At 54.7% G+C, this 23,303-nt stretch carries 20 protein-coding genes and 5 tRNA genes; 21 read left to right on the top strand and 4 right to left on the bottom strand.

Going from position 1 to position 23,303, the window contains the following annotated elements; all coding sequences use genetic code 11:
- Positions 1-15: 15 nt before the first annotated feature.
- Both gppA and rhlB read right to left on the bottom strand, forming a co-directional pair.
- Positions 16-1,500 carry a guanosine-5'-triphosphate,3'-diphosphate diphosphatase gene (gene gppA / locus JZ655_RS20365; RefSeq protein WP_207292612.1) on the bottom strand — a complete coding sequence of 495 codons (1,485 nt, stop codon included), beginning with the start codon at positions 1,498-1,500 and terminating at the stop codon, positions 16-18.
- A 5-nt stretch (positions 1,501-1,505) separates the two neighbouring features.
- Positions 1,506-2,771: an ATP-dependent RNA helicase RhlB gene (gene rhlB, locus JZ655_RS20360; protein WP_040078076.1), complete on the bottom strand. Its 1,266-nt coding sequence runs from the start codon at positions 2,769-2,771 to the stop codon at positions 1,506-1,508.
- 144 nt (positions 2,772-2,915) lie between these two features.
- Here rhlB and trxA point away from each other — a divergent pair, with 144 nt between their 5' ends.
- The 21 genes from trxA (at position 2,916) to JZ655_RS20260 (ending at position 20,220) form a co-directional block, all read left to right on the top strand.
- Positions 2,916-3,245, top strand: coding sequence for a thioredoxin TrxA (gene trxA / locus JZ655_RS20355; RefSeq protein ID WP_006179218.1), 330 nt, complete (start codon positions 2,916-2,918; stop codon positions 3,243-3,245).
- Positions 3,246-3,408: 163 nt separating this feature from the next.
- On the top strand, positions 3,409-3,492 hold the full coding sequence (locus JZ655_RS21555) for a rho operon leader peptide (protein WP_325948127.1): 84 nt from the start codon (positions 3,409-3,411) through the stop codon (positions 3,490-3,492).
- Positions 3,493-3,579: 87 nt separating this feature from the next.
- The gene (gene rho / locus JZ655_RS20350) at positions 3,580-4,839 is read left to right on the top strand and encodes a transcription termination factor Rho (protein ID WP_001054528.1); all 1,260 of its coding nucleotides are present in this window, start codon (positions 3,580-3,582) and stop codon (positions 4,837-4,839) included.
- 243 nt (positions 4,840-5,082) lie between these two features.
- On the top strand, positions 5,083-6,177 hold the full coding sequence (gene wecA / locus JZ655_RS20345; RefSeq protein ID WP_207292611.1) for a UDP-N-acetylglucosamine--undecaprenyl-phosphate N-acetylglucosaminephosphotransferase: 1,095 nt from the start codon (positions 5,083-5,085) through the stop codon (positions 6,175-6,177).
- Positions 6,178-6,198: 21 nt separating this feature from the next.
- Positions 6,199-7,245, top strand: a complete 1,047-nt coding sequence (wzzE, locus tag JZ655_RS20340) for an ECA polysaccharide chain length modulation protein (RefSeq protein WP_207292610.1) — start codon at positions 6,199-6,201, stop codon at positions 7,243-7,245.
- A 56-nt stretch (positions 7,246-7,301) separates the two neighbouring features.
- Positions 7,302-8,432 carry a non-hydrolyzing UDP-N-acetylglucosamine 2-epimerase gene (gene wecB / locus JZ655_RS20335; RefSeq protein WP_040078080.1) on the top strand — a complete coding sequence of 377 codons (1,131 nt, stop codon included), beginning with the start codon at positions 7,302-7,304 and terminating at the stop codon, positions 8,430-8,432.
- A complete protein-coding gene (wecC, locus tag JZ655_RS20330) occupies positions 8,429-9,691 on the top strand; it encodes a UDP-N-acetyl-D-mannosamine dehydrogenase (RefSeq protein ID WP_207292609.1) in 1,263 nt (420 codons plus the stop codon). Before wecB ends, wecC begins: the two co-directional genes overlap by 4 nt.
- Complete coding sequence (gene rffG, locus JZ655_RS20325) at positions 9,688-10,755, top strand: dTDP-glucose 4,6-dehydratase (protein WP_207292608.1); 1,068 nt, start codon at positions 9,688-9,690, stop codon at positions 10,753-10,755. Before wecC ends, rffG begins: the two co-directional genes overlap by 4 nt.
- A gap of 12 nt (positions 10,756-10,767) precedes the next feature.
- A complete protein-coding gene (gene rfbA / locus JZ655_RS20320) occupies positions 10,768-11,649 on the top strand; it encodes a glucose-1-phosphate thymidylyltransferase RfbA (RefSeq protein ID WP_040078083.1) in 882 nt (293 codons plus the stop codon).
- Positions 11,627-12,301 (top strand): dTDP-4-amino-4,6-dideoxy-D-galactose acyltransferase, encoded by a 675-nt coding sequence (gene rffC / locus JZ655_RS20315; protein WP_425352459.1) that lies wholly within the window; start codon positions 11,627-11,629, stop codon positions 12,299-12,301. The genes rfbA and rffC overlap by 23 nt, the downstream gene beginning before the upstream one ends.
- A 4-nt stretch (positions 12,302-12,305) precedes the next feature.
- A complete protein-coding gene (gene rffA, locus JZ655_RS20310) occupies positions 12,306-13,436 on the top strand; it encodes a dTDP-4-amino-4,6-dideoxygalactose transaminase (RefSeq protein WP_046886615.1) in 1,131 nt (376 codons plus the stop codon).
- Position 13,437: 1 nt separating this feature from the next.
- The gene (gene wzxE, locus JZ655_RS20305) at positions 13,438-14,688 is read left to right on the top strand and encodes a lipid III flippase WzxE (protein WP_207292606.1); all 1,251 of its coding nucleotides are present in this window, start codon (positions 13,438-13,440) and stop codon (positions 14,686-14,688) included.
- Positions 14,685-15,764, top strand: a complete 1,080-nt coding sequence (locus JZ655_RS20300) for a TDP-N-acetylfucosamine:lipid II N-acetylfucosaminyltransferase (protein ID WP_207292605.1) — start codon at positions 14,685-14,687, stop codon at positions 15,762-15,764. The genes wzxE and JZ655_RS20300 overlap by 4 nt, the downstream gene beginning before the upstream one ends.
- A complete protein-coding gene (gene wzyE / locus JZ655_RS20295) occupies positions 15,761-17,113 on the top strand; it encodes an ECA oligosaccharide polymerase (RefSeq protein WP_207292604.1) in 1,353 nt (450 codons plus the stop codon). The genes JZ655_RS20300 and wzyE overlap by 4 nt, the downstream gene beginning before the upstream one ends.
- 12 nt (positions 17,114-17,125) lie before the next feature.
- Positions 17,126-17,866 carry a lipopolysaccharide N-acetylmannosaminouronosyltransferase gene (gene wecG / locus JZ655_RS20290; protein WP_040078092.1) on the top strand — a complete coding sequence of 247 codons (741 nt, stop codon included), beginning with the start codon at positions 17,126-17,128 and terminating at the stop codon, positions 17,864-17,866.
- 264 nt (positions 17,867-18,130) lie between these two features.
- Positions 18,131-19,516 (top strand): bifunctional threonine/serine APC transporter ThrP, encoded by a 1,386-nt coding sequence (gene thrP, locus JZ655_RS20285; RefSeq protein ID WP_046886610.1) that lies wholly within the window; start codon positions 18,131-18,133, stop codon positions 19,514-19,516.
- Positions 19,517-19,618: 102 nt separating this feature from the next.
- A tRNA-Arg gene (locus JZ655_RS20280) sits at positions 19,619-19,695 on the top strand.
- Positions 19,696-19,752: 57 nt separating this feature from the next.
- Positions 19,753-19,828, top strand: a tRNA-His gene (locus JZ655_RS20275).
- Between the two features lie 19 nt (positions 19,829-19,847).
- A tRNA-Leu gene (locus JZ655_RS20270) sits at positions 19,848-19,933 on the top strand.
- A gap of 42 nt (positions 19,934-19,975) precedes the next feature.
- Positions 19,976-20,052: transfer RNA gene (locus tag JZ655_RS20265), tRNA-Pro, on the top strand.
- A 91-nt stretch (positions 20,053-20,143) separates the two neighbouring features.
- A tRNA-Pro gene (locus tag JZ655_RS20260) sits at positions 20,144-20,220 on the top strand.
- A gap of 500 nt (positions 20,221-20,720) precedes the next feature.
- Here the strand turns inward: JZ655_RS20260 and JZ655_RS20255 are convergent.
- Positions 20,721-21,932 (bottom strand): MFS transporter, encoded by a 1,212-nt coding sequence (locus tag JZ655_RS20255; protein WP_207292603.1) that lies wholly within the window; start codon positions 21,930-21,932, stop codon positions 20,721-20,723.
- 169 nt (positions 21,933-22,101) lie between these two features.
- The gene (hemY, locus tag JZ655_RS20250; protein WP_040078095.1) at positions 22,102-23,301 is read right to left on the bottom strand and encodes a protoheme IX biogenesis protein HemY; all 1,200 of its coding nucleotides are present in this window, start codon (positions 23,299-23,301) and stop codon (positions 22,102-22,104) included.
- Positions 23,302-23,303 lie beyond the last annotated feature (2 nt).

Genomic DNA, 23,303 nt, shown 5'->3' with positions numbered 1-23,303 from the left:
GTGAGAGGAGACGTTTTACTGAAAATGCAGGGGCCAGTGAACGTAGCTCTGCCACTGGCACTCTTGCTCAATCATCTCTGCGCCCAGTGGATGCTGCATCAACCAGCTTTCCGGTAACATCAGGGTGAGTGTCTCACCTTCAGCCAGCAGGCCAATCTCTGGCAACAAATCATCGCGACGACGGCTGGCAAAAATGATCGCCAGACGCAGTATGCGACACAAATGTTCTGCAACGCGCGGCGGTACCGCATTTTGCTGATGCAGAGAGGACAGGTCGAGCGGGTTGGTCTGGTTCAATAACAGCGTGGCGAGCAATTTTTTTTGCGCGGGAGTAAAGCCGGGCAGATCCAGATGACGAACCAGCCAGGCGGCATGCAGCGGTGCCTGCTTATATTCAACGCTAAGCCCAATTTCATGTAGCTGAGCGGCGCTTTGCAGCAGAACATGGCCTAACGGCCCTAAATCCCAGCTTTTGCCGACCTGATCGGCGAAATAAAGCGCCAACTGTGCAACGCGTTCGCCCTGACTGGTATCCACCAGGAAGCGGCGCTGTACATTGCGCAAGGTACGGCTGCGAATATCTTCATCTACTGCCAGGTGCAGCATGCCGTAAACCAACCCTTCACGCAGAGCACCACCGGCCAGGGTCATGCACTGAATATCCAGTTCGGTAAAGATGGCGATCAGAATAGCCAGCCCGCTAGGGAAGACGAGGGCGCGCTCAAGGGTCAGCCCCTCTATCTCCAGCTCTTCAAGTCGACCACACTGGATGGCGCGCTGTTTCAGCTGCTCCAGTTTGGCCAGGGTGATGCGCTCATCCATTCCCTGAGCCATCATGATCTCTTGCAACGCCTGAACGGTACCCGATGCGCCGACACAGACCTTCCAGCCGTGTTGCAGCAGCGTACCAACAACAGGGCGAACCACCTCGCGGGCGGCCAGCTCTGCCTGGTCGAAGCTCTCTTTTGTCAGATTACGGTCGGTGAAAAAACGCTCGAGCCAGGTCACGCAGCCCATGGAAAGACTGTTGAGGGAGGTGGCCTGGGCGCCGTTGCCCGTTACCAGCTCGGTGCTGGCTCCGCCAATATCGATAACCAGACGGCGCTCGTCGCCACCGGTGGTGTGCGCCACGCCCTGATAAATCAGACGTGCTTCCTCTTCACCGCTGATGACCTGCACCGGGCAGCCCAGTATCGTCTGCGCTTTCGCAATAAATTCACCCGCGTTAACCGCAAGGCGCAACGTGGCCGTCGCGACGACACGAATCTGCTGGTGGGGAATATCCTGTAGGCGTTCAGCAAAGAGACGCAGGCACTGCCAGCCGCGCTCCATGGCTTCAGGAGAGAGATGATTATCACTACTAAGGCCCGCCGCGAGACGGACCTTACGCTTAATACGTGTCAGCGTTTGTATGCTTCCCGCCACCTCACGCACTACCAGCATATGAAAACTATTCGAACCTAAATCAATAGCGGCATAGAGTGAGGTGGTGCTGAGCATAATGTTTAGCCTGAACGACGACGATTACGCGGTGCGCCTGAACGACGCGGGCCATTGCCGGAGCGTGGGCGCGTAAGGCGCTTCGCTGGCGGCAGTTCGCTTAATAGCGCATCCGGATTGTACTTACTCTGCGGAATAGAGTGGCCGATATACGTTTCAATGGCTGGCAGGTTCAGGGCGTACTCTTCACAGGCAAGGCTGATGGAGTGGCCACTGGCACCGGCACGACCGGTACGACCAATACGGTGCACGTAGTCTTCGCAATCATCAGGCAGATCGTAGTTGAAGACGTGAGTCACGGCTGGAATATGCAGGCCGCGTGCCGCAACGTCAGTTGCCACCAGGATATCCAGATCGCCACGAGTGAATTCATCAAGAATACGCAGGCGTTTTTTCTGCGCGACATCACCCGTCAGCAAGCCAACGCGGTGTCCGTCTGCAGCCAGGTGGCCCCAGATATCTTCACAGCGGTGTTTGGTGTTGGCGAAGATAATGGCGCGATCTGGCCACTCTTCTTCGATCAGGGTTTGCAGCAGACGCATTTTCTCTTCGTTAGACGGATAGAAAAGCTCTTCTTTAATACGGTGACCTGTTTTCTGCTCTGGCTCGACTTCCACGTATTCGGCATTGTTCATCTGCTCGAATGCCAGCTCGCGTACGCGGTAAGAAAGGGTTGCGGAGAACAGCATGTTCAGACGCTGGTTTGCCGCAGGCATGCGACGGAACAACCAGCGAATATCTTTAATGAAGCCCAGATCGTACATGCGGTCTGCTTCATCCAGAACTACCACCTGAATGGCGCCGAGGTTGATGTGGTTCTGTTTGGCGTAGTCGATAAGACGGCCGGTAGTACCGATCAGGATATCTACGCCGCTTTCCAGCACTTTCAGCTGTTTATCGTAGCCATCACCGCCGTAGGCGAGGCCGAGCTTCAGGCCGGTAGCCTGTGCCAGCGGTTCCGCATCTGCGTGAATCTGTACCGCCAGTTCTCGCGTCGGAGCCATAATGAGCGCGCGCGGCTGGTTAACTTGACGGTCTGCAATTGCGGGATGAGAAAGTAAATAATGGAACGTTGACGTTAAAAACGCCATCGTTTTGCCGGTACCGGTTTGCGCCTGCCCCGCAACATCGCGACCGGCCAGCGTCAGCGGCAGGGCGAGAGCCTGAATAGGCGTGCAGTTATGAAACCCTTTAGTTTCAAGGGCTTCGATCACCTTTGGGTGCAGGGCGAAGTCGGAAAACTTCTGTTCTGTTAAATGTGTTTTGCTCATAGTGTGGTAGAATATCAGCTTACTATTGCTTTACGAAAGCGTATCCGGTGAAATAAAGTCAACCTTTAGTTGGTTAATGCGACATCAACACGTCGTTGATGATTGTTAGACCAACGCGCCAGGCTTATTCCTGTGGAGTTATATATGAGCGATAAAATTATTCACCTGACTGACGATAGTTTTGACACGGACGTGCTTAAAGCTGACGGGCTGATCCTCGTCGATTTCTGGGCAGAATGGTGTGGTCCTTGCAAAATGATCGCCCCGATTCTGGATGAGATCGCCGACGAATATCAGGGCAAACTGACCGTTGCGAAACTGAACATCGACCAGAACCCGGGCACCGCGCCGAAATACGGCATCCGTGGTATCCCAACCCTGCTGCTGTTCAAAAATGGCGAAGTGGCTGCTACCAAAGTGGGCGCCCTGTCCAAAGGTCAGCTGAAAGAGTTCCTGGACGCTAACCTGGCGTAAGGGTTCTCGGCGGCGCGTCCGGGGTTTCAAAATTGTTTGGATCTCTGGACGCCCGGCAATAGTCGTGCTAAGTTACCTATGACTTCGTTTTAAACATACCTTGTCGTTCTTGTTTTACCCGATACTTCCCGTTGTTGACATAAACAGTGCGAGAAGTGGATAGATTCCGGGCTTGTCACTCAATCCGTCTTGTCGTTTCAGTTCTGTGCTTTTTCCTGTAAGCAGACAGCGAACAGACATGAGTTGATGGCCGCTAACAGGCATGGATGACCCTGCCATACCATTCACAATATTAAGTTCGAGTATTACCCCGAGTTTAAGAACCCACACCATTATGAATCTTACCGAATTAAAGAATACGCCGGTTTCTGAGCTGATCACTCTCGGCGAAAATATGGGGCTGGAAAACCAGGCTCGTATGCGCAAGCAGGACATTATTTTTGCCATCCTGAAGCAGCACGCAAAGAGTGGCGAAGATATCTTTGGCGACGGTGTGCTGGAGATATTGCAGGACGGATTTGGTTTCCTCCGCTCTGCAGACAGCTCCTACCTCGCCGGTCCTGATGACATCTACGTTTCCCCCAGCCAAATCCGCCGTTTCAACCTCCGCACAGGTGATACCATTTCAGGTAAGATTCGTCCTCCTAAAGAGGGTGAACGCTACTTCGCGCTGCTGAAAGTTAACGAAGTTAACTACGATAAGCCTGAAAACTCGCGTAATAAGATCCTGTTCGAAAACTTAACGCCGCTGCACGCGAACTCTCGTCTGCGCATGGAGCGTGGTAACGGGTCTACCGAAGACTTAACCGCTCGCGTGCTGGATCTCGCTTCGCCGATCGGCCGTGGACAGCGTGGTCTGATTGTTGCGCCGCCGAAAGCGGGTAAAACCATGCTGCTGCAGAACATTGCGCAGAGCATCGCCTACAACCACCCAGACTGTGTGCTGATGGTGCTGCTGATTGACGAACGTCCGGAAGAAGTGACCGAGATGCAGCGTCTGGTAAAAGGTGAAGTTGTGGCTTCTACCTTCGACGAACCCGCATCTCGTCACGTTCAGGTTGCGGAAATGGTTATCGAGAAGGCGAAACGCCTGGTTGAGCACAAGAAAGATGTCATCATCCTGCTCGACTCCATTACCCGTCTGGCGCGTGCGTACAACACCGTCGTCCCTGCTTCCGGCAAAGTACTGACCGGTGGTGTGGATGCCAACGCCCTGCATCGTCCGAAGCGTTTCTTCGGTGCCGCACGTAACGTGGAAGAGGGCGGTAGCCTGACCATCATCGCAACGGCACTGATCGACACCGGCTCTAAAATGGACGAAGTTATCTACGAAGAGTTTAAAGGTACAGGCAACATGGAACTGCACCTCTCTCGTAAGATTGCTGAGAAACGCGTCTTCCCGGCTATCGACTACAACCGTTCCGGTACCCGTAAAGAAGAGCTGCTTACCACTCAGGAAGAGCTGCAGAAAATGTGGATCCTGCGCAAAATCATTCACCCAATGGGCGAAATTGACGCAATGGAATTCCTCATTAACAAGCTGGCGATGACCAAAACGAACGATGATTTCTTCGATATGATGAAACGTTCTTAAAATCACGCTATAGCCGACAAACGCCACGTTTTTACGTGGCGTTTTTCTTTTAACGCTTATACGCTATTACGACAATCACTGAATGAATCCTTTCCTTCACGACAAAGGGAATGTGCGGAAAGTCAGGAAATTAATTGATTGAAAAATATACAAAGGGACTTGTAAGAGGCGAGCTTTATTCCTTCAGGCGTAGCGTCTTCAAGGTTATACTTCTGGGATCAATATTTGTAGAGAGCCTCCATTGTGAATTTACTCACTGCGGTGACTGAGCTAATCAGTATTTTTCTGTTCACGACCTGCTTCTTATTCGTTGCACGTAAGGCGGCAAAAAGAATCGGGTTGGTGGATAAGCCCAACTTTCGTAAGCGCCATCAGGGCCTGATACCGCTGGTTGGAGGGATTTCCGTATATGCGGGGATCTGTTTTACCTTCAGTATTGCCGATTACTATATACCGCACGCAGCTCTCTATTTGGGATGCGCAGGTGTACTGGTGCTCGTGGGAGCCCTCGACGATCGCTACGACATCAGTGTAAAGGTTCGGGCATCAATCCAGGCCGCGATCGGTATCGTCATGATGGCCGTCGGCAATCTCTATCTCAGCAGCCTGGGCCATATCTTTGGCTCGTGGGAGATGGTGCTTGGGCCATTCGGTTATTTCCTGACGCTATTTGCCGTCTGGGCGGCGATTAACGCTTTCAATATGGTCGACGGCATAGATGGTTTGCTGGGCGGCCTTTCCAGCGTCTCATTCGGTGCTATTGGCATCATCCTGTGGTTTGACGGCCAATACAGCCTCTCCATGTGGAGTTTTGCCATGATCGCCGCCATCCTGCCTTACATCCTGCTTAATCTCGGGGTGCTGGGACGTCGTTATAAAGTGTTTATGGGCGACGCAGGTAGCACGCTGATTGGTTTTACCGTTATCTGGATATTGCTCGAAACCACCCAGGGTAAAACGCACCCCATCAGCCCGGTAACGGCGCTCTGGATCATCGCCATCCCATTGATGGACATGGTGGCCATTATGTATCGCCGTCTGCGTAAAGGGATGAGTCCCTTCTCGCCAGACCGTCAGCATATTCATCATTTGATCATGCGCGCAGGGTTTACTTCGCGTCAGGCTTTTGTCCTTATCACCTTAGCCGCTGCACTTCTGGCAGCCATCGGCGTTGTAGCAGAATATTCCCATTTCGTCCCTGAGTGGGTGATGTTGGTATTATTCTTGCTAGCATTCTTCCTGTATGGCTACTGTATTAAGCGCGCCTGGAAGGTTGCGCGGTTTATTAAACGTGTTAAACGCCGGATGCGTCGTAACAGTAGCAGCAATCAAACTTAAACCAGGTAAATCGGGATTGAAATGACTCAACCGTTGGCGGGAGCTAAATCAGTGGCAACTGAGAATGAGCTGGATGTTCGTGGTTTGTTTCGCGTGTTATGGGCGGGCAAATTTTGGATTGCAGGAATCGCGCTGGGCTTTGCGTTAATCGCACTGGCCTATACTTTTTTTGCAAAGCAGGAGTGGAGCGCGACAGCGATCACCGATCGCCCGACTGTGAATATGCTCGGCGGCTTCTACTCTCAGCAGCAATTTCTGCGTAATCTGGATGTTAAAGCAAATCTCGCCCCGGTTGATCAGCCGTCCGTTATGGATGAGTCGTACAAAGAGTTCATTATGCAGCTGGCTTCCTGGGATACGCGCCGTGATTTCTGGAGCCAGACCGACTACTACAAACAGCGGATGGTCGGTAACAGTAAGGCGGATGCCGCGCTGCTTGATGAAATGATTAACAATATTCAGTTCATGCCCGGCGATGCGCTGCGCAATGTGAATGACAGCGTGAAGCTCATCGCGGAAACCGCGCCAGACGCCAATAACCTTCTACGTCAGTACGTGGCCTTCGCCAGCCAGCGCGCGGCAAGCCATCTGAACGATGAGCTAAAAGGTGCCTGGGCAGCGCGAACCATTCAGATGAAAGCGCAGGTGAAGCGTCAGGAAGAGGTAGCCAAAGCTATCTTCACGCGTCGCGTTCACAACATTGAACAGGCGCTGAAAATCGCTGAGAAGAGCAATATCTCACGCAGTGAAACCGATGTGCCAGCAGATGAACTGCCGGACTCCGAAATGTTCCTGCTGGGGCGCCCGATGCTGCAGGCTCGCCTGGAGAATTTACAGGCCGTCGGACCCGCCTTCGATCTCGATTACGACCAGAACCGCGCAATGATGACCACCCTGAACGTAGGTCCTACACTGGACCCGCGTTTTCAGACCTATCGTTATTTGCGCACGCCTGAAGAACCTGTAAAACGCGATAGCCCACGCCGTGCCTTCCTGATGATTATGTGGGGGATCGTGGGTTCATTAATTGGTGCTGGCGTCGCATTGACGCGCCGTCGCAGAAATTAAGATCGCCGTCTACGATGAAGGCTCTGGCCTTCATCGTCTAATCGAAGAGAATCGATGTGAAAGTACTCAGTGTCTTTGGTACAAGGCCGGAAGCCATCAAGATGGCGCCTCTGGTTCATGCGCTGGCGAATGACCCTCATTTTGAAGCGAAAGTCTGTGTTACCGCCCAGCATCGTGAGATGCTGGATCAGGTCTTGACCCTGTTTTCTATTGTTCCTGATTACGATCTTAACATTATGAAACCGGGGCAAGGGCTGACAGAAATTACCTGCCGAATTCTGGAAGGGTTAAAACCGATTCTGGAATCCTTTAAGCCTGATGTGGTGTTGGTGCATGGTGATACCACCACCACCATCGCCACGAGCCTTGCTGCATTTTATCAACGTATTCCGGTTGGCCACGTCGAAGCGGGCCTGCGTACGGGCGATCTCTATTCGCCCTGGCCGGAAGAGGCCAACCGCACGTTGACTGGACATCTGGCGATGTACCACTTTGCGCCAACCGAAAACTCTCGCCAGAATCTATTGCGGGAAAATATTCCTGACCGCACGGTGTTTGTTACCGGCAATACGGTCATCGACGCGCTCATCTGGGTACGCGATCGGGTGATGGCTAATGACGCGCTGCGTGCCGAACTGGCAGAACGTTATCCGTTCCTCTCCAACGGTAAAAAGATGATCCTGGTGACGGGGCATCGCCGTGAAAGCTTTGGCCGCGGTTTTGAGCAGATTTGCCATGCGTTAGCCGAAGTGGCTGCGCAGAACGAAGATGTACAGATTGTTTATCCGGTGCATCTCAATCCAAACGTCAGCGAACCGGTGAATCGTATTCTCGGCCACGTTGAGAATGTGATCCTCATTGAGCCGCAGGACTATCTGCCCTTTGTCTGGCTAATGAACCACGCCTGGCTGATTCTGACCGACTCCGGTGGTATTCAGGAAGAGGCGCCATCCCTCGGTAAACCGGTGCTGGTCATGCGAGAAACAACCGAACGTCCGGAGGCCGTCAAGGCCGGTACCGTGCGTCTGGTTGGCACCGACACCAAACATATCGTTGAAGAGGTCACTCGCCTGCTGCATGACGACGAGGCGTATCAGACAATGAGCCGTGCCCATAACCCTTACGGTGACGGGCAAGCTTGTGATCGTATTTTGTATGCACTTAAACACAATCGGGTATCGCTATGAGTTTTACTACCATCTCCGTCATTGGCCTGGGCTACATTGGCTTGCCAACCGCTGCCGCTTTCGCTTCGCGTCAAAAGCAGGTTGTAGGGGTAGATATCAACCAGCATGCGGTTGATACCATTAACCGGGGTGAAATTCATATCGTTGAACCCGATCTCGATAAGGTTGTGAAGAGCGCGGTAGAGGGTGGCTATCTGAAAGCCAGCACCACGCCGGTAGAAGCCGATGCCTGGCTGATTGCCGTGCCGACGCCTTTTAAGGGCGATCATGAGCCCGATATGGTCTACGTTGAGGCGGCCGCAAAATCGCTCGCCCCGGTGCTGAAGAAGGGAGCGCTGGTCATCCTTGAATCCACCTCGCCGGTGGGGGCTACCGAGCAGATGGCCCAGTGGCTGGCCGATGCCCGCCCGGATCTGACCTTCCCACAGCAGGCTGGTGAGCAGGCTGATGTGAACATCGCCTACTGCCCGGAGCGTGTACTGCCAGGACAGGTGATGGTTGAGCTTATCAAGAACGACCGCGTCATTGGCGGCATGACGCCAGTCTGCTCCGCCCGCGCCAGCGAGCTTTATAAAATCTTCCTGGAGGGTGAGTGCGTGGTAACTAACTCCCGCACCGCCGAAATGTGCAAACTGACAGAAAACAGCTTCCGCGACGTTAATATCGCTTTTGCCAATGAACTGTCGTTAATTTGCGCCGATCAGGGGATTAACGTCTGGGAACTGATTCGCCTGGCTAACCGCCATCCACGCGTAAACATCCTGCAGCCCGGCCCGGGTGTAGGGGGCCACTGCATTGCGGTCGATCCCTGGTTTATCGTGGCGCAAAACCCTGAACAGGCGCGTCTGATCCGCACTGCACGTGAAGTTAACGACGGAAAGCCGCACTGGGTGATTAATCAGGTTAAAGCCACCGTGGCAGATAGCCTGGCTGAAAGCGGCAAACGCGCCAGCGAGCTGAAAATTGCCTGCTTTGGTCTGGCGTTCAAACCCAATATTGACGATCTGCGCGAAAGCCCCGCGATGGAGATTGCCGAAATGATCGCCGACTGGCACAGCGGCGAAACGCTGGTGGTCGAACCCAATATCCACGCCTTACCGAAAAAACTGGCGGATAAATGTCAGCTGGTGGCCATGGACGCAGCGCTGGCTACCGCAGATGTGCTGGTGCTGTTGGTCGATCATAAAGAATTCAAAGCCATCAGCGGCGATGCAATTCATCAGCAGCATGTCGTCGATACAAAAGGAGTCTGGCGTTGAGAAGGATTTTAGTGACCGGCGGCGCGGGGTTTATCGGTTCCGCGGTAGTTCGCCATATTATCCAGAACACCCAGGACGCCGTAGTGGTGGTGGATAAACTCACCTACGCGGGCAACCTGGCCTCGCTGGCGCCAGTGGCGGACAATCCGCGCTTCGCCTTTGAGCAGGTTGATATCTGCGATCGCGACGCCCTGAACACCGTCTTTGCTACCCATAAACCCGATGTGGTGATGCACCTGGCCGCAGAGAGCCACGTCGATCGCTCTATCGATGGCCCGGCAGTGTTTATCGAGACCAATATCGTCGGTACCTATAACCTGCTGGAGACGTCTCGTGCCTGGTGGAGCGGCTTAGCCGCTGAGCAGAAAGCGGCGTTCCGCTTCCATCACATCTCTACTGATGAGGTGTATGGCGACCTGCATTCGATGGACGATTTTTTCACCGAAACCACGCCTTATGCGCCCAGCAGCCCCTATTCCGCGTCTAAAGCCAGCAGCGACCATCTGGTTCGCGCCTGGCAGCGCACTTATGGTTTGCCGACGCTAGTGACCAACTGTTCCAATAACTATGGCCCCTATCATTTCCCGGAGAAATTGATTCCGCTGATGATTCTGAATGCCATCGCGGGCAAACCCTTGCCGGTATACGGCGATGGTCAACAGATTCGCGACTGGCTGTATGTTGAAGATCATGCCCGGGCGCTCTATTTGGTGGCGACAGAAGGCACCCCCGGCGAAACCTGGAATATCGGCGGGCATAACGAGCGCAAAAATCTCGACGTCGTTACTACTATTTGCGATCTGCTGGAAGAGCTGGTCCCGATGAAACCGCAGGGTGTACAGCAGTATCGTGATCTGATCACCCGGGTACCCGACCGTCCAGGTCATGACCTCCGCTATGCTATTGATGCGTCCAAAATCGAACGTGAGCTGGGCTGGGCCCCGCAAGAGACGTTCGAAAGCGGCATTCGCAAAACCGTTGAGTGGTATCTCGCCAATGAAGGCTGGTGGAAGCAGGTACTGGATGGCAGTTATCAGGGCGAGCGTCTGGGGCTGAAGGGCTAACCGGGAGAATTTATGAAAGGCATTATTCTGGCAGGGGGCTCAGGCACGCGCCTGCATCCCATCACTCGCGGCGTATCGAAGCAACTGCTACCAATTTATGACAAGCCGATGATTTATTATCCGCTTTCGGTGCTGATGCTGGCCGGTATTCGCGAAATTTTAATCATCACCACGCCGGAAGATAAAAGTACCTATCAGCGCCTGTTGGGCGATGGTAGCGAATTTGGCATTGCGCTGACCTACGCAGAACAACCGAGCCCGGATGGTCTGGCCCAGGCCTTTATCATTGGTGAAACCTTCCTGAACGGTGAGCCCTCTTGTCTGGTGCTGGGAGATAACATCTTCTTCGGGCAGGGGTTCAGCCCTAAGCTGCGCTCGGTTGCGGCTCGTGCCGAAGGGGCGACGGTCTTTGGCTATCAGGTCATGGATCCAGAACGCTTTGGCGTAGTGGAGTTTGACGATAATTTCCGCGCACTGTCGCTGGAAGAGAAGCCCAAACAGCCAAAATCAAAGTGGGCGGTGACGGGTCTCTATTTCTACGATAACAAGGTCGTAGATTACGCGAAGCGGGTCAAACCCTCTGAGCGCGGCGAGCTTGAGATCACCTCAATCAACCAGATGTACCTCGAAGAGGGCAACCTCACGGTTGAACTACTGGGCCGCGGTTTCGCCTGGCTGGACACCGGTACCCATGACAGCCTGATCGAAGCCAGTACGTTTGTGCAAACCGTCGAAAAACGACAAGGCTTTAAAATTGCCTGTCTGGAAGAGATTGCCTGGCGTAATGGCTGGCTGGATGACGACGGCGTGAAACGCGCGGCCAGCCAGCTGGCTAAAACGGGTTATGGCCAGTATCTGCTGGAGCTGCTCCGTGCACGTCCACGCCAGTATTGATCCTCTCGTCTGGGAGAGCGATTTTTTCGGCATTCCGTCGGCGATTGTACGGGTTAACGCTGACGCGCCGCCGCTTTCTGCTGCTGATTTCGCCCCCTGGCAACGTCTGCAGGCGAAAATCCCGGCAGATCGTAGCGATCTGCTGGATGCGCTTCAACAGCAAGGGTTTCGCCTTGTCGAAGGTGAAGTTGATCTGGCCATCACGGTGAGTCAGCACACCAATCCTGGCGCGGAGGTGGCGAAGGTCCAGGATATTCCTGCGCTTCGTCATCTTGCCGCAGAAGCCTTTGCCCAAAGCCGTTTTCGAACGCCCTGGTACGCCCCACAAGACAGTGGGCGTTTTTATGCCCAGTGGATTGAGAACGCGGTACAAGGCACCTTCGACCACCTCTGCCTGGTGTTTCGCGCGCCAGATGGCGGGATCCAGGGGTTTGTCTCGCTGCGAAAACTGAACGACAGCGAAGGACGGATTGGTCTTCTCGCCGGGCGCGGTCTCGGCGAAAAATTAATGCAGGCAGCCCTCCATTGGGCGCAGCAACAGCAGCTTTCCACTCTGCGCGTGGCGACCCAGTTGGGCAACACCGCCGCACTTAAACGTTACATTGCGAGCGGCGCCAACATTACAGCGACTGCTTACTGGCTATACAGGTGACAAGATGATTCCATTTAATGCGCCTCCTGTGGTGGGCACCGAACTTGATTACATGCAGTCTGCAATGGGCAGCGGCAAGCTCTGCGGCGATGGTGGTTTTACTCGTCGTTGCCAGCAGTGGATGGAGCAGCGCTTCCACAGCGCCAAAGTCCTGCTGACCCCGTCCTGCACCGCCTCGCTGGAGATGGCCGCGCTGCTGCTGGACATTGGGCCTGGCGATGAAGTGATCATGCCGAGCTATACCTTCGTCTCGACGGCGAATGCCTTTGTGCTTCGCGGTGCAAAAATCGTCTTTGTTGATGTGCGTCCGGATACCATGAACATTGACGAGACGCTGATCGAAGCGGCTATTACGGATAAAACGCGGGCGATTGTGCCGGTGCATTACGCGGGCGTGGCCTGTGAGATGGACACCATTATGGCGATCGCCAAAAAACACAACCTGTTCGTGGTAGAAGATGCCGCACAGGGGGTGATGTCCACCTACAAAGGGCGCGCACTGGGCACCATTGGCCATGTCGGCTGTTTCAGCTTCCACGAAACGAAGAACTACACCGCAGGCGGTGAAGGTGGCGCAACGCTGATTAACGATCGCGCGCTGGTAGAGCGTGCCGAGATCATCCGCGAGAAAGGCACTAACCGCAGCCAGTTCTTCCGCGGCCAGGTGGATAAATACACCTGGCGTGATATTGGCTCCAGCTACCTGATGGCCGACCTGCAGGCCGCCTATCTGTGGGGACAACTTGAGGCTGCAGACCGCATCAATCAGCAGCGCCTTGCGCTGTGGCAGACCTATTACGATGCGCTGGCCCCGCTGGCGAAGAAAGGGCGTATTGCGCTGCCAACGATTCCGGCGGACTGCGTCCATAACGCGCACATGTTTTACATCAAGCTGCGTGACAACGACGATCGCAGCAAGCTGATCGACTATCTTAAAGAAGCCGAGATTCTGGCCGTTTTCCACTACATTCCGCTGCACTCCAGCCCGGCTGGCGAAGCCTTCGGACGTTTCGTGGGCGAAGACCGCTTTACGACGAAAGAGAGTGAGCGGTTACTCCGCTTGCCGCTGTTCTACAACCTTACTGCGTCTAATCAGCGCACGGTTATTAATTCCCTTCTGAGCTACTTCAGCTGATATGTCTCTGGCGAAAGCATCGGTGTGGACCGCCGCGTCCACCCTCGTCAAAATCGGCACGGGACTGCTGGTTGTGAAATTACTGGCGGTCTCTTATGGTCCTTCTGGTGTTGGGCAGGCGGGTAACTTCCGCCAGCTGGTCACCGTGCTTGGCGTACTGGCCGGGGCGGGGATTTTTAACGGCGTGACCAAATACGTCGCGCAATACCAGGATGACACGGCACAGTTGCGCCGCGTGGTGGGCACCTCGTCGGCGATGGTACTGGGTTTCTCTACGCTGCTGGCTGTCATCTTTCTTCTGGCTGCTGCGCCTATCAGCCAGGGGCTGTTCGGGCACACCCACTACCAGGGGCTGGTGCGCCTGGTGGCGCTGGTTCAGATGGGCATCGCCTGGGCCAACCTGCTCCTGGCGCTGATGAAAGGGTTCCGTGACGCGGCCGGTAACGCGCTGGCGCTCATCTCTGGCAGCATAATCGGCGTGATTGCCTATTATGCGTGCTATCGGCTGGGCGGCTACGAAGGGGCGCTGCTGGGGCTGGCGTTGGTGCCTGCACTGGTGGTGATCCCGGCAGGATTTTTCCTGCTTCGGCGCGATAATATCCCGCTGCATTATCTGAAGCCGCAGTGGGACAAGATGCTGGCCAGCAGCCTTGGCAAGTTTACCCTGATGGCGTTGATCACCTCAGTCACCTTGCCTGTTGCCTATGTGATGATGCGAAACCTGCTGGCGGCGCACTACAGCTGGGATGAAGTGGGGATCTGGCAGGGGGTGAGCAGTATTTCTGACGCCTACCTGCAGTTTATCACGGCCTCCTTTAGCGTCTGGCTGCTGCCAACGCTGTCGCGCCTGACCTCCCGCGAGGATATCACCCGCGAGATTGGCCGTTCGCTGCGCTTTGTGTTACCTGCTGTAGCGGTGGCCAGCTTAACTGTCTGGCTGCTGCGCGATGTTGCCATCTGGCTCCTCTTTTCCGACAAATTCACCCCCATGCGCGATCTGTTCGCCTGGCAACTGGTGGGGGATGTACTGAAAGTAGGCGCTTACGTCTTCGGCTATCTGGTGATTGCGAAAGCCTCGCTGCGGTTGTACATCCTGGCGGAAATCAGCCAGTTCACCTTGTTAACTGCTTTCTCTTACTGGCTGATACCTGCGCACGGTGCGCTGGGGGCAGCCCAGGCCTATATGGCCACCTATATTGTCTATTTCGCTGCCTGTTGCGGCGTATTTTTACTTTGGCGTAGACGCGCATGACTGCACTGATTCACGTACTGGGATCGGATATCCCGCACCATAACCAGACCGTATTGCGGTTTTTTAACGATCAACTGGCGTCAGGTAATCCTGATGCGCGCGCGTTTATGGTGGTTAGTCAAACGCCCGACTCCGTTGCTCATTTTCCAGCTCTGGCTATCACCGTCTGGCCTGATAAAGCCAGCCTGGCAAAAGCCGTTATCGCGAAAGCGAAAGCGAACCGCGAGCAGCGATTTTTCTTCCATGGGCAATTCAATACCGGGCTTTGGCTGGGACTACTAAGCGGTGGGCTGCGGCCTTCGCAGGTGAGCTGGCACATCTGGGGCGCCGACCTCTATGAAGCATCGCGGGGCTGGAAATTCCGCCTCTTTTACCCGATACGCCGGATGGCACAAGGGCGGGTAGGGTGCGTTTTTGCCACCCGAGGCGATCTCAATTATTTTGCGAAACAGCATCCGGCTGTCCGTGGTGAGTTGCTCTACTTTCCCACCCGTATGGATCCTGGTCTGAACAGTCTGGCGAAGGATATCCGCCGGGAAGGGAAGTTAACCATTCTGGTGGGGAACTCCGGGGACCGCAGCAATGACCATCTCGCGGCGCTAAAAGCGGTACACCAGCAATTTGGCGATACGGTTAATGTGGTTGTGCCGATGGGCTACCCTGCACATAACGAAGGGTATATCGCCGAGGTGCGCCAATGTGCGCTGGGGCTTTTCAGCGCCGACAATGTCCAGATCCTCAGTGATAAGCTGGAGTTTGACGCTTATCTGGCGCTGCTGCGTCAGTGCGATTTAGGCTATTTTATCTTTGCGCGACAGCAGGGCATTGGCACACTCTGTCTGCTGATTCAGGCGGGCGTGCCCTGTGTGTTGAATCGCGAAAATCCCTTCTGGCAGGACATGGCTGAGCAGAGCATCCCGGTGCTGTTCACCAGCGATGAACTGAATGTAGAGGTGGTACGCGAAGCACAGCGCCAGCTCGCACTGGTTGATAAAAACGCTATCACATTTTTCAGCCCGAACTATCTTGCTCCCTGGCATCAGGCATTACGGATCGCTTCAGGAGGTCAGAAATGAGCCAGTTGCAATTCAGCGGCCTGCTGGTGGTATGGCTGCTGAGCACGCTCTTCATCGCTACTCTGACGTGGTTCGAGTTCCGTCGCGTGCGTTTTAACTTCAACGTCTTTTTCTCGTTGCTGTTTCTGCTCACTTTTTACTTCGGCTTCCCGCTAACCAGCATCCTGGTCTTCCGCTTTGATGTAGCCGTGGTGCCGCCCGAAATTCTCATGCAGGCGCTGCTGTCGGCTACCTGTTTCTATGGTGTCTATTACGTCACCTACAAGACGCGGCTAAGGTCGAACGCCAGCACCGCGCCGCGCCGCGCGTTGTTCACTATGAATCGGGTCGAGACGCATCTGACCTGGATAATGCTGATGATGATCGCGCTGGTAAGCGTCGGCATCTTCTTTATGCACAACGGATTTTTGCTGTTTAAGTTGCACTCTTACAGCCAGATTTTCTCCAGTGAAGTGTCCGGTGTAGCGCTGAAAAGGTTCTTCTACTTCTTTATACCGGCGATGCTGGTGGTCTATTTCCTGCGCCAGGATGCCCGAGGATGGCTCTTCTTCCTCGTCAGTACGGTGGCGTTTGGCTTGCTGACCTATATGATCGTCGGCGGCACGCGGGCCAATATTATTATCGCCTTCGCCATCTTCTTGTTTATCGGCATTATTCGTGGCTGGATTTCGCTGTGGATGCTGGTCGCTGCGGGAGTGATGGGCATTGTGGGGATGTTCTGGCTGGCGCTTAAACGCTACGGTATGGACGTGAGCGGAGACGAGGCGTTTTACACCTTCCTCTACCTGACCCGCGATACCTTTTCGCCATGGGAAAATCTGGCGCTACTGTTGCAAAACTACGACAAGATCGACTTCCAGGGGCTGGCGCCGATTGTCCGCGATTTTTATGTCTTTATCCCCACCTGGCTGTGGCCAGACCGACCTGGCATTGTGCTCAATACTGCCAACTACTTTACCTGGGAAGTGCTGAATAACCACTCCGGGCTGGCTATCTCCCCCACGCTTATCGGCTCGCTGGTGGTGATGGGCGGCGGCTGGTTTATTCTGCCGGGCGCGATTGTCGTGGGGCTGATTATCAAGTGGTTTGACTGGCTCTACACCCTGGGTAACCAGGAGACAAACCGCTATAAGGCCGCGATTTTGCATAGTTTCTGTTTTGGTGCCATTTTCAATATGATCGTGCTGGCGCGAGAGGGGCTGGATTCGTTCGTCTCCCGTGTGGTTTTTTTCATGATGATTTTTGGTGCCTGTCTGCTGATGGCGAAACTGTTGTACTGGCTATTCGACAGCGCCGGACTGGTGCATAAACGTGAATCAAGACCCAGCAGAACGCTCTCGCAAGTCTGAGTAAGGATAAGAATGACTGACAATACCTCTGCGCCGCAGTATGACCTGCGTGGTCTGAAACTGATCGGCTGGCGTGATATGCAGCATGCGCTGGACTATCTGTGTGCTGGCGGCCACATCAAAACTGGCACCCTGGTCGCCATCAATGCAGAAAAGATGCTTACCCTTGAAGACAACCCCGAGGTTCGTCAACTGATCGAGGCGGCAGAATTTAAATACGCCGACGGCATCAGCGTAGTGCGTTCGGTACGTAAAAAATACCCCGCGGCGAATATCTCCCGCGTGGCAGGGGCCGATCTCTGGGAGGCGCTGATGGCACGTGCAGGCGCGGACGGCACGCCGGTGTTCCTGGTTGGGGGTAAGCCAGAAATCCTTGCGCAGACGGAACAGAAGCTACGCCGCCTGTGGAACGTCAATATCGTGGGCAGCCAGGACGGCTATTTCAAACCGGACGATCGGCAGGCGCTATTTGAACGTATCCGCGACAGCGGAGCCAAAATTATTACCGTGGCGATGGGATCGCCGCGCCAGGAGATCCTGATGCGAGACTGCCGTCAGGTCTGTCCGGATGCGCTCTATATGGGCGTGGGCGGGACTTACGATGTCTTCACCGGGCATGTGAAACGCGCGCCGAAAGTGTGGCAAAACCTGGGGCTTGAGTGGCTCTATCGTCTGCTTTCTCAGCCGAGCCGCATCACGCGTCAGCTCCGTTTGCTGCGTTATCTGCGCTGGCACTATACCGGGCGCTTATAAAGTTGGCCGGGCAGCGCGACAGAGTGGTCGCGCTGCAACCCACCTGTAAACCTGCTGCATTATTGTACGATACATCTATTTTTTTAACACACCGTTTGCCATTTCTCCGATTTTAAGAAACCATTCCCTCCCGTCGCAGTGCCATGGTGTTTTTTGCGCCAACCGTCAATCAGACGGTCGACGCTGCATGGCCTGTTATGGCGCATGTTTACCATAACAATAACCGGCTGACGCCGGGAGAGTAGCAAGCACAACTGAGGATTTATGGCAGAGAAAAAACCGGAGCTACAGCGTGGGCTGGAAGCTCGTCATATCGAATTGATTGCCCTCGGCGGCACTATTGGCGTGGGGCTGTTTATGGGCTCCGCCAGCACCCTGAAGTGGGCAGGCCCGTCCGTCCTGCTCGCCTACATTATCGCGGGGCTGTTCGTCTTCTTCATCATGCGTTCGATGGGCGAGATGCTATTCCTGGAGCCGGTGGCTGGCTCCTTTGCAGTGTATGCTCACCGGTATATGAGCCCATTCTTCGGCTATCTTACCGCCTGGTCCTACTGGTTTATGTGGATGGCGGTAGGGATATCTGAAATTACGGCGATAGGGGTCTATGTCCAGTTCTGGTTCCCGGAGATGGCGCAGTGGATACCCGCGCTTATTGCCGTGGGGCTGGTCGCGTTAGCTAACCTTGCTGCCGTACGTCTTTACGGCGAAATTGAGTTCTGGTTTGCGATGATTAAAGTCACCACCATCATCGTGATGATTGTGGTCGGGCTGGGGGTGATCTTCTTTGGCCTGGGTAATGGTGGCGAGTCGATTGGCTTTGGCAACCTGACCGAGAACGGCGGCTTCTTCGCCGGCGGCTGGAAAGGCTTCCTGACGGCGTTGTGTATCGTGGTGGCGTCCTATCAGGGCGTAGAGCTGATCGGCATCACCGCCGGTGAAGCGAAAAATCCGCAGGTGACGCTGCGTAGCGCGGTAGGCAAAGTGCTGTGGCGTATCCTGATTTTCTATGTGGGCGCGATTTTCGTTATCGTCACCATCTTCCCGTGGAACGAGATTGGTAGCAATGGCAGCCCGTTTGTTCTCACCTTTGCCAAAATTGGTATTACGGCGGCGGCAGGCATCATCAACTTCGTGGTGCTGACGGCGGCGCTCTCGGGTTGTAACAGCGGCATGTATAGCTGCGGCCGTATGCTCTATGCTCTGGCGAAGAACCGCCAGCTTCCGGCGGCGGTAGGTAAGGTCTCGCGTGCGGGCGTACCGGTAGCGGGCGTGGCGATCTCCATTGCGATACTGCTGATCGGCTCCTGCCTCAACTACATTATCCCGAACCCGCAGCGCGTGTTTGTGTATGTCTACAGCGCCAGCGTGCTGCCGGGTATGGTGCCATGGTTCGTGATCCTGATTAGCCAGCTGCGTTTCCGTGAAGCGCATAAAAAAGCCATCGCCAGCCATCCGTTCCGCTCGATTCTGTTCCCGTGGACCAACTACGCGACAATGGCGTTCCTGGTCTGCGTATTGATCGGCATGTATTTTAACGAAGATACCCGTATGTCGCTGTTTGTCGGGGTCGCCTTCCTGGCGCTGGTAACAGCGTTCTACAAGCTTTTTGGGCTTGGGCGCCACGTCACGCGTCATAATATGGGCGAATAAGCGGCAAAATGCGCAAAGCGTAACCAAACGCGCATTTTTTTAAAAAAAGCACTAGACAGAACTACGAGACCTCCGTAATATCCAGCCCCGCAACGGCGCTAAGCGCCCGTAGCTCAGCTGGATAGAGCGCTGCCCTCCGGAGGCAGAGGTCTCAGGTTCGAATCCTGTCGGGCGCACCATTAACCCGGTGCTGGAGCTGCGGTGGTTTCGATACCGCGTAGAAAAGATTTGCAGTGGTGGCTATAGCTCAGTTGGTAGAGCCCTGGATTGTGATTCCAGTTGTCGTGGGTTCGAATCCCATTAGCCACCCCATTATTTAAAGTTGTGAAATGCGAAGGTGGCGGAATTGGTAGACGCGCTAGCTTCAGGTGTTAGTGTCCTTAGGATGTGGGGGTTCGAGTCCCCCCCCTCGCACCACGACTTAATGAGTTGAACTAAAAATTCAAAAAAGCAGTAAAGCGGCGAGTAGCGCAGCTTGGTAGCGCAACTGGTTTGGGACCAGTGGGTCGGAGGTTCGAATCCTCTCTCGCCGACCAATTTTGGACCCCGCCAAGGCGGGGTTTTTTGTATCCCACCCGACGAATTACGATTCGCAGGGTTGAAGTAAAAAGTAAAAAAGCAGTACATCGGCGAGTAGCGCAGCTTGGTAGCGCAACTGGTTTGGGACCAGTGGGTCGGAGGTTCGAATCCTCTCTCGCCGACCAATTTTGAACCCCGCTTCGGCGGGGTTTTTTGTTTTCTACCTTTCCTGCTGTGTTGCACATCGCCGACAATCCCGTTAAGCATTGTCGTGAATGGGTGACAAATAACGCTTTGAATAATCTACATATTTTATTTGAACGCCTTTCGTGTCGCTACCAGGAGACACTTATTGTATCGCTGACCCTTTTTCTCCTGCCTCATTCCCTATGAACTGACATAAATCCCTTAGAACTTAAAAAGTTGTAGTGAAATCCATTTTCAGATGCGACGTTGGCACGTTACGTGCAATAATATAAATGTAGATGCTCATTCCATCTCTTATGTTCGCCTTAGTGCCTCATAAACTCAGGAATGATGCAGAGCCATTTAAGGTGCTTATCGTCCACCGACAGATGTCGCTTCGGCCTCATCAAACATCATGGACATAACGTTGAGTGAAGCACCACTATGTTGTCAAACAGACCTGTTTAACGCCTGCTTTTATAGCAGGCGTTTTTTTGGTTTATTCCCGGTAGCGGATCATCACGGCAGCGACCAGCAACAGCGCGCTCGCCGACACCAGATAAAACGCCTGTATCGCCCCGTGCGTGGCGGCAATCAGCGCCGCGATGCTGGTAAAGACCGAGGCACTTATTGTTTGCCACCGCCATGCTTTGCCACTGGCGGCGGCGATATGCGTGGCTGCAAAACTGCTCAGCACACCAAAGGTTCCGGCTGCAAAGATAATATTCGATGCCAGGTGAGCAATAAAAATCAGCCCCAGAGCGATGGTTTGCTTTCCAGGCAGAGCCGGAATAAATGCGTAAGCGACGAAAAACAGCCCCAGACAAAGCAGTAGCGGTCGGTTTTGACCTGCATAGCGGGGAAGACTCTCCTTATTGATCAGCAGCGGCCCGCAAAGTTGCCCCAGGCTACGGGCAAACAGTAACGGGAGTGCCATACCGGCAGCGTCAGCAGGCTGAATTTGCTGCGCCAGTGCAGGAAGGAGGGCCATAGCGGGCGCACCGACGGCCGCCAGTGCAGGCAAGAGTAACAGGCTGCGTTTTTGCCGTAGCGTGAGGCTTCGCCAGGATACGGTTACCGCCTGCGGGGTGTCGGACTCTGAAGGCGCAGGTTTGCCAGAAAAGGCTCGCCCGGTCTGATAAAGCAACAGTAAAGATCCCCCAAAGCTGAGCGCATCTGTCGCCAGTAACACGGCCATAGGGACATGTTGAAACAACAAAACCCCAAGCCCGGTGCCCAGCAGCACCTGTGAGGCAAAAATCACATGCTCAAGGCAAGTCGCGGCTGGCAGCTCTGGCTCAGGAAGGCCCCGTTTGAAGAGCAACGTCAGCGCAGGCCAGCTCATACCGCTCAATAATGCTTCGCACGACTGTACCGCCAGCAGCGCCGTGATGCTGTGATAGTGCATCCCCAACAGGGGAAATAACAGCGCCAGTAAACCCAGTAACTCGGTGATGATTAAGATCCTGATGGGGGCAAATCGCGTGCAGAGCTTTTCGCCGAGCAGGCTACCCACAAAGCCGGGAAGGGTGGCAAAAAGCCAGGCAAGGGTCAGTAATGATGGGGGCGCTTGCCACTCCAGCAACAGGCCAAACACCAGCACCTGCGTGAGTCCATTACCCAGTGAGGTAAAAATAAAAGCACAGGCAAGCAGGCGGAGCCAGCGATGGCACCGCAACGCGCTCAAGAGCGCGTACAGAAGGGTGTTCATGAACACAGTCCTTTCAAAAACGGTTTAATCCACGCGGCAAAGCGCGTGTATGAATAAAGGTTGATGAAAGGATGTCGTTACATTGGCGGGACGTTTCTCTGATGGCGATGAACAGACTGTAGCAGGCCTGCAGCGATAAAAAAAGGAGGCCTTACGGCCTCCTGATGCGCTACGGTTGGACGCTGTTATTTTGCAGCGTTAACAGCAAGCCATCGCGACGCATCGCGGCGGCCTCTTCTGGCTGGTGCAGCCTGTCCAGCGTATCGGCAAGCCAGGCATAGTCGAACGCGTCCGGACGCTGCTTAAGCGCGGCGCGGAAGGCGAGGCTGGCCTCTTTCCACTCACCGTGTTTAGTGAGCGACTGGCCCAGCGTGCTCCACAGCAGCGGGCGATCGCCCACGGTTTTGATCTGCTGGCGCAGCATTTTTTCGATCTGCTCTGGATTGTTGGTTTTCAGGCGCGGGATGACCATGACCAGGCGATCGTCATACTGGCGCTTCAGGCCATCGAGGATGATCTCCTGTGCGGTGTCATGATCGTCACATTCAATAAGATGCTCCGCCATGGCCACCTGCAGCGATACCTGCTGGCGCGTTTTACGGCTTTGGTTCTTCCACCAACTTTTCAGACCATCGCTGCCCAAATCGGCCCGGGCCTGATCCATCAGCCCAATCCAGGCGAGACGTTGCAGCTCATCGCGCTGTTCCTCGTCGCCCACGTCGGCTTTCGCCATCGAGGGAATGATGTCCAGTAACGAGCCCCAGGCACCGGTACGGATATAGGCCTGTTCGGCCAGACGCAGCACTTCAGGATGACGCGGAGTGATCTCCAGCAGACGGTCAATGCCGTGGCGTGCTGCATGGTTTTCGTTACGCGCCAGCTGCAGGCGTACGCGGGTAATTTCCACCGGGATCTGATCGTTGGACGCCAGTTCAGCGGCGCGCTCCAGGTGCTGATTGGCACGAGCTTCATCACCTCGCTGCTGCGCCGCTTCGGCCGCCAACAGGTAGTTCACTACCGGCTGTTCAGCGTGGTCGGCATTCTTCGACATCAGCTTTTCAACCTGCTGATAGTCGCCTTCGGCCAGTTTCAGCAGCGCCTGTTCAGTCTGTTTACGTGCGCGACGGCGTTTACGTCCCACAAACCAGCTCCGGGTGTGAGCCCCGGTCCGGAAGATGCGGCGCAGGATCCACTCGACGGCGAACAGCACAACCATCGCCAGGATCAGAATGATCACCAGCCCCGTGACGCTGGTTTCAACGTTGTAGTTGTCCGTCTGGATCAAGACGTACCCCTGATGGCCCGCCAGCATTGGGCCGAGGACGATCCCGGCGATCAACAGTAAGAAGAGCAACAAGACTTTGATCATGG

It is taken from the genome of Leclercia pneumoniae (assembly GCF_017348915.1).
Classification (GTDB): domain Bacteria; phylum Pseudomonadota; class Gammaproteobacteria; order Enterobacterales; family Enterobacteriaceae; genus Enterobacter; species Enterobacter pneumoniae.
This window is presented reverse-complemented; position numbering and strand designations above follow the sequence as displayed.